Here is a 12,854-nt window from a genome sequence, read left to right as displayed (position 1 = left end):
AACCCGGGGTCAACGGTCACAGGTGGTGCGGCGCCAGTGATGGCGCAGCGCCGAAGCGCAGTACCTAACGAAGACGGTAAAAAGCATGAATCTTCACGAGTATCAGGGTAAGCAGCTGTTCGCTGAGTACGGCCTGCCAGTTTCCAAGGGTTTCGCAGTCGATACCCCTGAGCAAGCTGCAGAAGCCTGCGACAAGATCGGCGGTTCCGAGTGGGTTGTTAAGGCCCAGGTCCACGCTGGTGGTCGCGGTAAAGCGGGCGGCGTCAAGCTGGTTCGCAGCAAGGAAGACGCCAAGGCGTTCGCTGCTCAGTGGCTGGGCAAGAACCTGGTCACCTACCAGACCGATGCCAATGGTCAGCCAGTCTCCAAGATCCTGGTCGAGTCCTGCACTGACATCGCCAAAGAGCTGTATCTGGGCGCTGTAGTCGATCGTTCGAGCCGTCGCATCGTGTTCATGGCTTCCACCGAAGGTGGCGTGGACATCGAGAAAGTCGCTCACGAAACTCCTGAGAAGATCCTCAAGGCCACCATCGATCCGCTGGTCGGTGCTCAGCCGTTCCAGGGCCGCGAGCTGGCGTTCCAGCTGGGTCTGGAAGGCAAGCAGGTTCAACAGTTCGCCAAGATCTTCGTGGGTCTGGCCAAGCTGTTCAAGGATCACGATCTGGCCCTGCTGGAAGTGAACCCGCTGGTGATCAAGGCCGACGGCGACCTGCACTGTCTCGATGCCAAGATCAACATCGACGCCAACGCCATGTACCGTCAGCCTAAGCTGAAGACCTTCCACGACCCGTCGCAAGACGACGCTCGTGAAGCCCACGCTGCCAAGTTCGAACTGAACTACGTTGCCCTCGAAGGCAACATCGGCTGCATGGTCAACGGTGCCGGTCTGGCCATGGGTACCATGGACATCGTCAACCTGCACGGCGGCAAGCCGGCCAACTTCCTCGACGTTGGCGGCGGTGCTACCAAAGAGCGCGTTACCGAAGCGTTCAAGATCATTCTGTCCGACAGCAATGTCGCGGCCGTTCTGGTCAACATCTTCGGCGGCATCGTTCGCTGCGACATGATTGCCGAAGGCATCATCGGTGCAGTGAAAGAAGTCGGCGTCAAGGTTCCGGTCGTCGTTCGCCTCGAAGGCAACAACGCCGAACTGGGCGCTAAAGTACTGGCAGAAAGCGGTTTGAACATCATTGCGGCAACCAGCCTGACCGACGCTGCTCAACAAGTTGTCAAAGCTGCGGAGGGCAAGTAATGAGCGTCCTGATCAATAAAGACACCAAAGTCATCTGCCAAGGCTTCACCGGCTCGCAGGGTACTTTCCACTCCGAACAAGCCATCGCCTACGGCACCAAGATGGTCGGCGGCGTGACCCCAGGCAAGGGTGGCACCACCCACCTGGGCCTGCCGGTGTTCAACACCGTGAAAGAAGCTGTAGAAGCTACCGGCGCTGACGCTTCGGTGATCTACGTTCCGGCGCCTTTCTGCAAGGACTCCATCCTGGAAGCTGCCTTCGGTGGCATCAAGCTGATCGTCTGCATCACCGAAGGTATTCCTACCCTCGACATGCTGGACGCCAAGGTCAAGTGCGACGAGCTGGGCGTGACCCTGATCGGCCCTAACTGCCCAGGCGTGATCACTCCGGGCGAGTGCAAGATCGGCATCATGCCAGGTCACATTCACCTGCCAGGCAAGGTCGGCATCGTTTCGCGTTCCGGCACCCTGACCTACGAAGCTGTCAAGCAGACCACCGACGCCGGCTTCGGCCAGTCGACCTGCGTCGGCATCGGCGGTGACCCGATCCCAGGCTCCAACTTCATCGATATCCTGAAGCTGTTCCAGGAAGATCCGAAGACCGAAGCGATCGTCATGATCGGTGAGATCGGCGGTTCGGCTGAAGAAGAAGCTGCGGCCTACATCAAGGCCAACGTGACCAAGCCAGTGGTTTCCTACATCGCTGGTGTGACCGCTCCTGCGGGCAAGCGTATGGGCCACGCTGGCGCCATCATCTCCGGCGGCAAGGGCACTGCGGACGAGAAGTTCGCTGCGCTGCAAGACGCAGGTGTGAAAACCGTGCGTTCCCTGGCAGACATCGGCAAGGCCCTGGCCGAGCTGACTGGCTGGGAAGCCAAGAAGTAAGTAACACGCAGTACCCCCACGCGCACAGAGGCCACCTTCGGGTGGCCTTTGTCGTTGTGGCTGCGACGATTTGTCGGCGTTCGGAAATGTCGATCCGAATGACCAGGGATTTCAACCAGGCAAATCAGAATTTGCGCAATAAATGGTCGCCCGACAGCGTCATCGAGACGACAAATACATACGTACATCGGACAAACTGCACCCTTGCAGTGCGTTTGTTCGGTAAAACGGTTAATCTACGCCCTCACATTTGTGCCCGTACCCCAAAAGGGAACGACACGCTAAACGGGTCTGGCTCATCAAGCCGGGCAACATTTCCCTCATTCATGGGGAAATCTCTTCTCGAATCCCGATTTCAGCAGTGTGGTACTACCCTAAATGAAAGTGTTGAAAGGCCAGGACATCCTGGCGCTTGGCTTCATGACGTTTGCGCTTTTTGTCGGCGCCGGCAACATCATCTTCCCACCGATCGTCGGCTTGCAATCCGGTCCGCACGTGTGGATGGCAGCCCTGGGCTTTCTGGTTACCGCGGTTGGCCTTCCGGTCATCACCGTTGTGGCGCTGGCCAAGGTCGGTGGCGGCATGGACGCGTTGAGCAGCCCTATCGGCAAGTTCTTCGGCGGCCTGTTGGCGGCTGTGTGCTACCTGTCGGTCGGCCCGTTGTTCGCCACTCCGCGTACCGCGACCGTCTCGTTCGAGGTGGGCGTGGCGCCGTTGACCGGTGAGAGCCCGACCGCGTTGTTCATCTACAGCCTGGTGTACTTCGCCGTGGTGCTGGCTGTCTCGATGTATCCGGGCAAGCTGCTCGACACCGTCGGCCGCTTCCTCGCGCCGCTCAAGATCATTGCCCTGGCGGTACTCGGTATCGCGGCGTTCGCGCTGCCGGCCGGAACCATTGGCCAGGCGCAGCCGCAGTACGTGGCCGCGCCGTTCTCGCAGGGCTTCATCAACGGCTACCTGACCATGGACACTCTGGGTGCGCTGGTATTCGGTATCGTCATCGTCAATGCCATCCGTTCTCGCGGTGTGGAGTCGCCGAAGCTGATCACCCGCTACGCCATCATTGCCGGCCTCATCGCCGGGGTCGGGCTGGCCTTGGTGTATGTCAGCCTGTTCCGCCTGGGGGCGGGCAGTCATGATATTGCCGCCGACGCCACTAACGGTGCCGCTGTTCTGCATGCCTATGTGCAGCACACCTTCGGCTCGCTCGGCAGTGGCTTCCTCGCCGTGCTGATCGCCCTGGCATGCCTGGTCACTGCGGTTGGCCTGACCTGCGCTTGCGCCGAATACTTCAGCCAGATCCTGCCGCTGTCGTACCGCGTGCTGGTGGTGCTGCTGGCGGGCTTCTCGCTGCTGGTGTCGAACCTGGGCCTGACCAAGTTGATCGCCTTCTCGATCCCGGTGCTCACGGCGATTTACCCGCCGTGCATCGTGGTGGTGGCACTGAGCTTCGTCAAAGAGCTGTGGCACTCCCCGACGCGTATCCTGGCCCCGGTGATGCTGGTGTCACTGCTGTTCGGTCTGGTCGATGCGATCAAGGGCACCAGCTTTGCCCATCTGCTGCCGGACGCTGCTGCACACCTGCCGCTGAGCGAGCAGGGGCTGGCCTGGTTGGTGCCTTCGGTAATCGCCCTGGCCGTTGCCGTGGCTTGCGATCGCATGCTCGGCAAGCCGCGCGAGGCGCTGGCCTGAGACGTTGAAGCCTGAGGGCAGGCGCTGGCCACAAGCCAAATGGCCCCTGCCGACGGTGAAAACCGGAACCCCGCTTCTACGTGAAGGAGCGGGGTTTTTTTATAGCTGTGCCCGCGAGGAGGCCGGTGCAGGAAAGCAAATGCATCAGCCTACGTGTCTTTTATGGAGTCCAGGCGTCGAAAGCCGGTCTGTCTCTCTTTTGCGAGTTACTTGAATGAGCTTCATCCAAAACAACTTCGCCAACATCCTCGCCGTGTGCTGGTTTGCCATCTGCTGGGGCGGCTATACCCGCTATGCCATCTGGAAGGGGCGTGACACCGCCTGCCTGGCCAGTGTGCTGCACCTGTACCGTGAAGACTGGATGCGCCGCATGCTGCTGCGCGACAACCGTATCGCCGATGCCAGCGTGATCGGTAATCTAGAGCGCAACGCCTCGTTCTTCGCTTCCAGTACCTTGATTATCCTGGCCGGCATTCTGACCGTGCTCGGTGCTTCTGACCGTGCGCTGTCGTTGCTGGCTGATTTGCCGCTGGTACAGCAAGCTTCCCAGGGCATGTCGGAGATCAAGCTGCTGTGCCTGGCGATGGTCTTTGTCTATGCCTTCTTTACCTTCAGTTGGTGCATGCGCCAGTACAACTTCGCGGCTGTGCTGGTGGGCTCTGCGCCGATGATCGGCGAGCGTCAGGTCAACGAGCAGGAACGCAATGGCTTCGCTTCGCGTGCCGCACGGGTGCTGTCGCTGGCGGCTAACCAGTTCAACCTGGGATTGCGTTCGTATTACTTTGGCATGGCCATGTTGACTTGGTTTATCAGCCCCTGGTTGTTCATGGTCACCAGTGTAGCGGTGGTCTTTATCCTGTATCGCCGTGAGTTCCATTCCCATGTATTGGAAGTGATGGTATTCACACCCACGCCACAGGCCACGGGCGAGGTCGGCAAGGAAACTTCGGTCGCTGCTAACTGAAGCGTTTCAGTATTGAATTGCAGGCACAAAAAAACCCGACAATGTCGGGTTTTTTTGTGCCTGAAAATTACTGTTTGGCAGGTTCGCTCGGCGTAGCCGGAGCTGTTTCGGGCGCCGGAGTAGCAGGGGCGGCTTCTTCAGCGGCTTTCTGCTGCGCTTCGGCCTGATCTTTGGCGGCTTCGGCGTTTTCCTTGGCGGCTTCGTTCATCTTATCCTGAGCTTCGCCCATTTTTTCCTGGGCTTGCTCAGCGTGTTGCTGTGCGTCTTGGGCCTTGTCTTCGCTCGCTTTGTCGCAAGCGGCCAGGCCCATGGTAGCGGCCAGCATCAGAGCAAAAGCAAAAGGTTTACGCATGGGGGTGTATCTCCTGGGTGGAATAACTTGACTTGTAACCTTCGAGTTCGCCGGTGCGGGATAAGTTCCACAAACTTTTCAGATATATAAGACTCTGCCCTATATAGACTTTTTTGCGATTTTATGCAGCGAGGGATAATGTCCGAGACGTCATTGATGGCCATGGCCGAGCGTTTTCTCTCTGCCCTGAAACATTGCCAGCTACTGCAGATGCGCGTGGTGCATGCCGATGCCGATGGCATGACCCTGGTGTTGCCCTGGTCGCCAGCCATCGTCGGTAACCCGCAGACTGGCGCAGTGCACGGCGGTGCGTTGACCACCTTGCTGGATACCACCTGTGGCATGGCGACGCTGTGCGCCTTGCCGCGTTTCGAGGTGTGCCCGACCCTGGATCTGCGCATCGACTACATGCACCCGACGCGGGCTGATCTGCCCATCTACGGGCATGCCCAGTGCTACAGGGTCACCCGCGACGTGATCTTCACGCGCGGCTCGGCTTACCAGGACGATCCGGGGCAACCGATTTGCCAAGTCGTGGGCACGTTCATGCGCCTGGGGCAGCAGATCAAGGGTGGCCTGAACTTCGGCAACAGCCTCAAGGCGCCACGCCCATGATCCCCCTCGACGTGCGCCAGCAGTTGAACGAAGCCCATGCCCGCGGTGACTATGCGCCGCTCTTGACGCTGATCCCCTATGCGCAACTGATCGGCATCGAGTGCCAGCGCCACGGCGATGATCTGTTGTTCTGCCTGCCGGCTAACCCGCAGAACATCGGCAACCCCTTGCTGCCGGCCATTCATGGCGGGGTCATCGCCGGCTTCATGGAGCTATCTGCCGCGCTCTATCTGCTGATCTACAGCGACAGCGTGAGCATTCCCAAGATCATCGACTTCTCCATCGACTACCTGCGCGCCGCTCATGACCGCGACACTTACGCCCAGTGTCAACTGTGGCGCCAGGGCCGTCGGGTGACCAACGTGGCCATCACTGCCTGGCAGGGTGATCGGGACGTGCCCATCGCCACCGCACGGGCGCATTTCAAGATAGAACCGCAAATGCCCTTGAAATAGCCTGGCATGCCCCCATCTGCTGGTCATCCGCCGCAATAAGTCGGCCCATTGGGTCGCCAGGCGCCGCCAACCAACAGATCGGAGTTTGAAGACGATGAGTGTGGAGACTCAAAAAGAAACCCTGGGCTTCCAGACCGAGGTCAAGCAACTGCTGCACCTCATGATTCATTCCCTGTATTCCAACAAGGAGATCTTCCTGCGTGAGCTGATCTCCAACGCCTCCGACGCTGCCGATAAGCTGCGTTTCGAGGCCCTGGCCAAGCCCGAGTTGCTCGAAGGCGATGCCGACCTGAAGATCCGTGTCAGCTTCGACAAGGCCGCCAATACCGTAACGTTGGAAGACAACGGTATCGGCATGAGCCGGGAAGACGTCATTGCGCATCTGGGCACCATCGCCAAGTCCGGCACCGCCGACTTCATGAAGAACCTCACCGGCGACCAGAAGAAGGACTCGCACCTGATCGGTCAGTTCGGGGTGGGCTTCTACTCGGCGTTCATCGTCGCCGACAAGGTCGACGTATACAGCCGTCGTGCCGGTTTGCCGGCCGCCGAAGGTGTGCACTGGTCATCCAAGGGCGAAGGCGAATTCGAAGTCGCCACCGTCGACAAGCCACAGCGCGGTACCCGTATCGTCCTGCACCTGAAGGCGGGTGAAGACGAATTCGCCGATGGCTGGCGCCTGCGTAACATCGTCAAGAAGTACTCCGACCATATCGCCCTGCCAATCGAATTGCCCAAGGAGCAGGCCGCCGCCGAAGGCGAGGAGCAGCCTGCGCAGGAATGGGAAACTGTCAACCGCGCCAGCGCCCTGTGGACCCGCTCGCGTACCGAGGTCAAGGACGAGGAGTACCAGGAGTTCTACAAGCACATCGGCCACGATTTTGAGAACCCGCTGGCCTGGAGCCATAACAAGGTCGAAGGTAAGCTCGAGTACAACTCGTTGCTGTACGTGCCGGCTCGTGCACCGTTCGACCTGTACCAGCGTGAAGCACCGCGCGGCCTGAAACTGTACGTGCAGCGCGTGTTCATCATGGACCAGGCCGAGTCGTTCCTGCCGCTGTACCTGCGCTTCATCAAAGGTGTGGTGGACTCCAACGATCTGTCGCTGAACGTCTCGCGCGAGATCCTGCAGAAAGATCCGATCATCGATTCGATGAAGACTGCGCTGACCAAGCGCGTGCTGGACATGCTGGAGAAACTGGCCAAGAACGAACCTGAGCAGTACAAGAGCTTCTGGAAGAACTTTGGCCAGGTCCTCAAGGAAGGTCCGGCCGAGGACTTCGCCAACAAAGAGAAGATCGCCGGTCTGCTGCGCTTCGCCTCGACCCAGGACGACAGCGGCGAGCAGAGCGTTGCGCTGGCTGACTACCTGGCGCGCGCCAAGGAAGGCCAGGACAAGATCTATTACCTCACTGGCGAATCCTACGCCCAGGTCAAGAACAGCCCGCACCTCGAAGTCTTCCGCAAGAAGGGTATCGAAGTGTTGCTGCTGACCGACCGTATCGACGAGTGGCTGATGAGCTACCTCAACGAGTTCGATGGCAAGGCTTTCGTCGACGTCGCCCGTGGCGACCTGGACCTGGGCAAGCTGGATTCCGAGGAAGACAAGAAAGCCCAGGAAGAAGTGGCCAAGGACAAGGAGGGTCTGGTCGAGCGCCTGAAGGCCGCGCTGGGTGATAGCGTTGCCGAAGTGCGCGTTTCGCATCGCCTGACTGACTCTCCGGCAATCCTGGCTATTGGTGAGCAGGACCTGGGCTTGCAGATGCGCCAGATCCTCGAGGCCAGTGGGCAGAAAGTGCCGGACTCCAAGCCGATCTTCGAATTCAACCCGACCCACCCGCTGATCGAGAAGCTGGACAACGAACAGAGTGAGGACCGCTTCGGTGAACTGTCGCACATCCTGTTCGACCAGGCTGCTCTGGCGGCGGGTGACAGCTTGAAAGATCCGGCGGCCTACGTTCGTCGCCTGAACAAGCTGCTGGTCGAACTGTCTGCTTGAGTTGATGCAATGCAAAGCCCGCTTCGGCGGGCTTTTTTCATGGTGAGCCTAAGGAGTGCTTGATGAGCAAGGTAATCGTCGAATCGCTGGTCTACCACCTGTCCGGCAAGACCTACGAAAGCCGGCTGGTGTACGAGCCTGGGGCGTTGGGTCGACCTGGCCTGGTGATGGCTCCGAACTGGATGGGTATCAGTGAAGGCGCCGAGCGCATCGCCAAGGAAGTGGCCGAGCAGGGTTATGTGGTGTTGATCGCTGACCTGTATGGCCAGTCGCTGCGCCCATCCAATGCTGACGAGGCGGGGGCGGCGATGATGCCGTTGAAAAACGATCGTACCGAGCTACGCAAGCGCATGCAGGAAGCGCTGTCGCAACTGCTGGGCCAGTCCAAAGCATTGCTGGAGCCTGGCAAGGTGGCCGCCTTCGGTTTCTGTTTCGGTGGCTGCTGTGCGCTGGAGCTGGCCCGCAGCGGGGCTGACCTGCGGGCGACGGTGTCGTTCCATGGCACCTTGGATACGCCAAACCCCGAAGACGCCAAGCGGATCAAGGGTTCGGTGCTGGTGCTGCATGGTGCTTCGGATCCGTTGGTGCCCAAGGAGCAACTGCCAGCTTTCGAAAACGAGATGAACGCCGCCAAGGTGGATTGGCAGTTGCTCAGCTACGGCGGCGCCGTGCATTCGTTCACCGATCCGAACGCCAACGTACCGGGCAAGATGCAGTACGACCGGCGTACTTCCGAGCGTGCCTTCCGCGCGATGCACAACCTCCTTAAGGACGCGTTCCGAGGCTGACCGCGCAGGCATGAGGCGCGGGCTCAGCGAGCCCCGCCAGGGCAGCCCCTATCGCGTGGGCTGCCCCTGCATCGGCCTCAGCGTGGCAGTTCAATCCTGGAGTGTTCCCCGGGGACCTGCGGCCAGTCGCCTGCGGCCCATCGTTCCCGCGCCCGTTCTATCAGCGCCGGATCACTGGCAACGAAATTCCAATTCATCCGCCTCGGCCCATCCAGCGGGGCACCGCCAATCAGTACCAGCTGGCAGGCATGCTCGGCAAACAACACCACCTCTTCGGCCTCTGGCAGCACCACCAGGCTGCACGGCTCGACCGGCTCGCCATTGAGCAGCAACTCGCCATCGAGCAGGTACAGTGCCCGTTGGGCATGCTCGGTGGGCACCGCCAGTGTGGTTGCGGCCTGCATCTGCACATGGGCATAGAGGGTAGGGGAGAGCACCGGCACGGGTGAGGTCAGGCAGAATCCGCTGCCGGCGATCAGGCAGATGCGCACCCCCAGGCTGTCACTGACCGGCAAGCTGGACGCCGGATGGTGACTGTAGCTGGCAGGGCCTTGTTCGGCGCTTTTGGGGCAGGCCAGCCAGACTTGCAATCCATGCAGCCGCGAGCCCTGGTCGAGTGCTTCAAGCGGGGTGCGCTCGATATGCGCGACCCCCGCCCCTGCGGTCATCCAGCTGACTTCGCCGGGCCCTACACGTTGGTCTGAGCCAAGGCTGTCCTTGTGCTGAATCTGGCCTTCGAACAGGTAGGTAAGGGTCGACAGGCCGATATGCGGGTGCTGGCGGATATCCATGCCTTGGCCGGCCGAATAGTCGGTTTCCAGCAGGTGGTCGAAGAACACGAATGGACCGACGCTTCGGCATTGGGCCGATGGCAGCGGGCGCAGGATCGGCTGACCCTCCACCGATTCGGCGCGCGGGCGGATGACCAGCGGGGTGTTCATGGATGGGCTCCAGGCGGGCGTTGAGTGCCCCAGCATAACGCTTCGCGCGACGAGGCTGAACCGTGGCCAAGCGAGGCGGGTCTATGCTTGCTCTACCTGATCGAGGAGCTGGCGATGATCGCCCGGACGCTGACCGGCCTGCTGCTGTGGAGTTGCTTATATCCGGCGGCGCAGGCCCGCGAGTATCAATACAGTGACGCCCATCTGCATTACGTGGACTTTTTCCAGGAAACCGAAGGCATGCCGGCGTTGCTCAAGGCCATGGATACGGCTGGGGTAGAGCAGTCGATGATCTCGGGTATTCCGGTGGCCAAGAAATGGCACGAAGATGAGCCCAAGCGCCCGCGCTACTACGCTGGCGACGATGCCGATGCCTACTGGTACAGCGCCACTGACGTCTACGTGGCGGCTGCGTTGATGTCATTGCCACTTGAGCAGCGCCGGCGCTTTCATCCTTTTCTGAGCGGCTTCAATCCGGTGGACAAGAATGCCGTGAGCCACATCGAACGGATGCTGGCGCTTTACCCTGGGCTGTGGCAAGGCATTGGCGAGGTATTCACCCGGCATGACGACCTGACGGCCTTGACCAGTGGTGACACGCCGCGGGCCAACAATGAGGCGATGGCGCGCGTTTATCACCTGGCCGCCGAGCATGACCTGCCGGTGCTGTTGCACACCAACATCACGTCCAAGCGCGAACGCAATCCGTTGTATCTGGCGGAGATCGAGGAGCCCCTGCGCAACCATCCGCACACCCGTTTCATCTGGGCGCATGCGGGCAGCAGCGCGGAAATCCACCGGCACCAGACGCACATGGAGTTCCTGCTACCGGTGCTCACGCGGTTGTTGGAGGACTACCCCAACCTGTACGTCGACCTGTCGTGGAGCGTGCTGCACCCCTATCTGTTGGACGCACAAGGCCGTCCGCGCAAGGACTGGCTGGTGCTGGTCGAGCGCTTTCCAACGCGGTTCATGCTGGGTTCGGATGTGGTCGGCCGTTTCGACAGTGTCGCTGAGCAGTTGCAGGGTTTCGTGCCGTTTCTCGATGCACTGCCGGCGCAGGTTGCGCAGCAGGTCGCGCGGGACAATTTCCTTGCGGTGCTGCCCAAGGCCGCAAATGCGGTGAAGTAGCTTTTTGATATCGCGTTTTCGTCTTACGCAAATTTCGAATGTCCCGATACCTTTTTTATGCGATGGACGTATCACTTTTGGGAGGGAACCCGAATGAGCCTCAGACGCTTGAATATCGCCCCTCGGGCAAGCTTGGGCTTCGGCCTGATGGGCTTGCTGGTGGTGGTGCTGGGTAGCATGGCACTGGTACAGATGACCAGCATGCGTCAGCAAGCCGAGCAGGTCGATAACAACTGGTTGCCCAGCGTCATCTCGGTGGGCAGCATGGCTCAGGACATGCTGCGCATCCGCGCGCTGACGCTGCGCTTGCTCGTCAACACCGATGCCGCCGCGCAGCAGCAGAACAGTGCCCGCATTGAGCAGGTCAAAACCGGCCTGGACAAGGCGCGCGAGCAGTACGAAGGGTTGATCGTGCTGCCCGAAGAGCGTCGTCTGTTCGATCAGTATCAGGGGCTTGAGCGCCAGTATATGGGCCTACAGGGGCAGGTGACGCAATTGGCCACCCAAGGGCAGATTCCAGCGGCCGCTGCTGTGGTCAATGGCGAGATGAACCAGATCGCCGACCAGATGACCGCTACGCTCAACCAGCTGATTGAACTGAACAACCACCAGGCCGGGCTGGCCACGCTGCTGGCCGAGGGCGTCTTCAGCAATGCGCGGGTGTGGGTAATAGGGCTGTTGGTGGTGGCGCTGGCGCTCACCGTGGTGCTGGCCCTGGCTCTGACGCGCAGCATCGTGGGGCCGTTGGGGCAATCGTTGCAGGTGGCCGAGACGGTCGCGACCGGCGATCTCACGCCGCAGATCACCGTACAGGGCTGCGACGAACCGGCGCGCTTGCTGGCGGCGCTCAAGCGCATGCAGCAAAGCTTGCGCCAGACCATCGGGCGTATCTCCGACTCGGCCGGTCAGTTGGCATCGGCCTCCGAGCAGCTCAGTGCCGTGACCGAGGACGCTACCCGTGGCTTGCAGCAGCAGAGCCTGGAGATCGAACAGGCGGCCACGGCGGTCAACCAGATGACCGCAGCGGTGGAGGAGGTGGCGCGCAACGCTGCGGCCACCTCCGAGGCCTCGAGCGAGTCTGATCGCATCGCTCGCCAGGGGCGTGAACAGGTGCATGACACGGTGACAGCGATCCAGGCTCTGGCCAGTGGTGTGGCCGGCAACGCCGAGGAAGTGGGGCAGTTGGCGCAGCAGGTGCGCGATATCAGCAAGGTCCTGGATGTGATCGGTGCGATCGCCGAGCAGACCAACTTGCTGGCGCTCAATGCCGCGATCGAGGCGGCGCGTGCCGGTGAGGCCGGACGTGGTTTCGCGGTGGTTGCGGACGAAGTGCGGGCATTGGCCCATCGCACCCAGACCTCCACCCGTGAGATCGAGCAGATGATCGTCGCGATCCAGGGCGGCGCCGAGCGGGCGGTGCAAGGTATGCAACTGAGCGACTCGCGAGCCCGCGCGACCCTTGACGGTGCTCACGCCGCAGGGGCTGCGCTGGAGGCGATAGCCACGGCCATCGGTCAGATCAATGAGCGTAACCTGGTGATCGCCAGCGCGTCGGAGCAGCAGGCGCAGGTGGCGCGGGAGGTCGATCGTAACCTCACCACGATCCGCGATTTGGCGCAGCAGTCGTCGGCGGGCGCCGAGCAAACTTCGGCGGCCAGCCAGGCGCTGTCGCAACTGGCAGTGGACCTCAACGGTTTGGTGCAGCGGTTCTCGGTCTAGCCTGATGCACGGCCTTGTGTCGCGCAAGGGGGCAAACAAAAACGCCCCGACCTAGGCCGGGG

12 protein-coding genes and 1 pseudogene are annotated in these 12,854 nt (G+C 61.0%); 11 read left to right on the top strand and 2 right to left on the bottom strand.

The genetic code is table 11. From position 1 onward, the window contains the following. Window positions 1-85: 85 nt before the first annotated feature. The 4 genes from sucC (at window position 86) to FEM01_RS14540 (ending at window position 4,792) form a co-directional block, all read left to right on the top strand. Window positions 86-1,252 (top strand): ADP-forming succinate--CoA ligase subunit beta, encoded by a 1,167-nt coding sequence (sucC, locus tag FEM01_RS14555; protein ID WP_011534748.1) that lies wholly within the window; start codon window positions 86-88, stop codon window positions 1,250-1,252. Further along, the gene (gene sucD, locus FEM01_RS14550; RefSeq protein ID WP_016393102.1) at window positions 1,252-2,136 is read left to right on the top strand and encodes a succinate--CoA ligase subunit alpha; all 885 of its coding nucleotides are present in this window, start codon (window positions 1,252-1,254) and stop codon (window positions 2,134-2,136) included. Before sucC ends, sucD begins: the two co-directional genes overlap by 1 nt. A 378-nt stretch (window positions 2,137-2,514) precedes the next feature. Further along, window positions 2,515-3,828, top strand: coding sequence for a branched-chain amino acid transport system II carrier protein (gene brnQ / locus FEM01_RS14545; protein ID WP_138220187.1), 1,314 nt, complete (start codon window positions 2,515-2,517; stop codon window positions 3,826-3,828). Between the two features lie 214 nt (window positions 3,829-4,042). Next, window positions 4,043-4,792 (top strand): DUF599 domain-containing protein, encoded by a 750-nt coding sequence (locus FEM01_RS14540; RefSeq protein WP_138220186.1) that lies wholly within the window; start codon window positions 4,043-4,045, stop codon window positions 4,790-4,792. Between the two features lie 67 nt (window positions 4,793-4,859). Here FEM01_RS14540 and FEM01_RS14535 read toward each other — a convergent pair whose 3' ends face one another. Continuing rightward, entirely contained in the window at window positions 4,860-5,144 is a 285-nt protein-coding gene (locus FEM01_RS14535; protein ID WP_138220185.1) for a hypothetical protein, read from the bottom strand. Between the two features lie 138 nt (window positions 5,145-5,282). Here FEM01_RS14535 and FEM01_RS14530 point away from each other — a divergent pair, with 138 nt between their 5' ends. The 4 genes from FEM01_RS14530 (at window position 5,283) to FEM01_RS14515 (ending at window position 9,001) form a co-directional block, all read left to right on the top strand. Continuing rightward, the gene (locus tag FEM01_RS14530; protein ID WP_138220184.1) at window positions 5,283-5,759 is read left to right on the top strand and encodes a PaaI family thioesterase; all 477 of its coding nucleotides are present in this window, start codon (window positions 5,283-5,285) and stop codon (window positions 5,757-5,759) included. Further along, window positions 5,756-6,214, top strand: a complete 459-nt coding sequence (locus FEM01_RS14525) for a PaaI family thioesterase (RefSeq protein ID WP_138220183.1) — start codon at window positions 5,756-5,758, stop codon at window positions 6,212-6,214. Before FEM01_RS14530 ends, FEM01_RS14525 begins: the two co-directional genes overlap by 4 nt. Before the next feature lie 94 nt (window positions 6,215-6,308). Continuing rightward, a complete protein-coding gene (gene htpG / locus FEM01_RS14520; protein WP_138220182.1) occupies window positions 6,309-8,213 on the top strand; it encodes a molecular chaperone HtpG in 1,905 nt (634 codons plus the stop codon). Window positions 8,214-8,275: 62 nt separating this feature from the next. Further along, entirely contained in the window at window positions 8,276-9,001 is a 726-nt protein-coding gene (locus FEM01_RS14515; protein ID WP_138220181.1) for a dienelactone hydrolase family protein, read from the top strand. Window positions 9,002-9,078: 77 nt separating this feature from the next. On the opposite strand, the gene FEM01_RS14510 is transcribed toward FEM01_RS14515, so the two are convergent. Next, entirely contained in the window at window positions 9,079-9,942 is an 864-nt protein-coding gene (locus tag FEM01_RS14510) for a pirin family protein (RefSeq protein WP_138220180.1), read from the bottom strand. Window positions 9,943-10,056: 114 nt separating this feature from the next. Here FEM01_RS14510 and FEM01_RS14505 point away from each other — a divergent pair, with 114 nt between their 5' ends. From FEM01_RS14505 to FEM01_RS24800, 3 genes and pseudogenes are all read left to right on the top strand, one after another. Next, window positions 10,057-11,073, top strand: coding sequence for an amidohydrolase family protein (locus FEM01_RS14505; RefSeq protein ID WP_138220316.1), 1,017 nt, complete (start codon window positions 10,057-10,059; stop codon window positions 11,071-11,073). A gap of 57 nt (window positions 11,074-11,130) precedes the next feature. After that, window positions 11,131-11,937 (top strand): annotated as a pseudogene (locus tag FEM01_RS24805) (MCP four helix bundle domain-containing protein); the annotation flags it as partial. Continuing rightward, window positions 11,929-12,792, top strand: coding sequence for a methyl-accepting chemotaxis protein (locus FEM01_RS24800; RefSeq protein ID WP_416781687.1), 864 nt, complete (start codon window positions 11,929-11,931; stop codon window positions 12,790-12,792). The pseudogene FEM01_RS24805 and the gene FEM01_RS24800, both read left to right, overlap by 9 nt. Window positions 12,793-12,854: the final 62 nt, after the last annotated feature.

The organism is Pseudomonas mosselii (genome assembly GCF_005796105.1).
Taxonomy (GTDB): Bacteria; Pseudomonadota; Gammaproteobacteria; order Pseudomonadales; family Pseudomonadaceae; genus Aquipseudomonas; species Aquipseudomonas mosselii_C.
Note: the sequence above shows the minus strand (reverse complement) of the source record. Positions and strands in the feature narration are given on the sequence as shown.

Coding starts and splice junctions, on each gene's coding strand:
- FEM01_RS14515 (WP_138220181.1), top strand. CDS start 8,276: ATGAGCAAGGTAATCGTCGAATCGCTGGTCTACCACCTGTCCGGCAAG.
- FEM01_RS14530 (WP_138220184.1), top strand. CDS start 5,283: ATGTCCGAGACGTCATTGATGGCCATGGCCGAGCGTTTTCTCTCTGCC.
- sucD (WP_016393102.1), top strand. CDS start 1,252: ATGAGCGTCCTGATCAATAAAGACACCAAAGTCATCTGCCAAGGCTTC.
- FEM01_RS14510 (WP_138220180.1), bottom strand. CDS start 9,942: ATGAACACCCCGCTGGTCATCCGCCCGCGCGCCGAATCGGTGGAGGGT.
- brnQ (WP_138220187.1), top strand. CDS start 2,515: ATGAAAGTGTTGAAAGGCCAGGACATCCTGGCGCTTGGCTTCATGACG.
- sucC (WP_011534748.1), top strand. CDS start 86: ATGAATCTTCACGAGTATCAGGGTAAGCAGCTGTTCGCTGAGTACGGC.
- htpG (WP_138220182.1), top strand. CDS start 6,309: ATGAGTGTGGAGACTCAAAAAGAAACCCTGGGCTTCCAGACCGAGGTC.
- FEM01_RS14525 (WP_138220183.1), top strand. CDS start 5,756: ATGATCCCCCTCGACGTGCGCCAGCAGTTGAACGAAGCCCATGCCCGC.
- FEM01_RS14505 (WP_138220316.1), top strand. CDS start 10,057: ATGATCGCCCGGACGCTGACCGGCCTGCTGCTGTGGAGTTGCTTATAT.
- FEM01_RS24800 (WP_416781687.1), top strand. CDS start 11,929: ATGCAGCAAAGCTTGCGCCAGACCATCGGGCGTATCTCCGACTCGGCC.
- FEM01_RS14540 (WP_138220186.1), top strand. CDS start 4,043: ATGAGCTTCATCCAAAACAACTTCGCCAACATCCTCGCCGTGTGCTGG.
- FEM01_RS14535 (WP_138220185.1), bottom strand. CDS start 5,144: ATGCGTAAACCTTTTGCTTTTGCTCTGATGCTGGCCGCTACCATGGGC.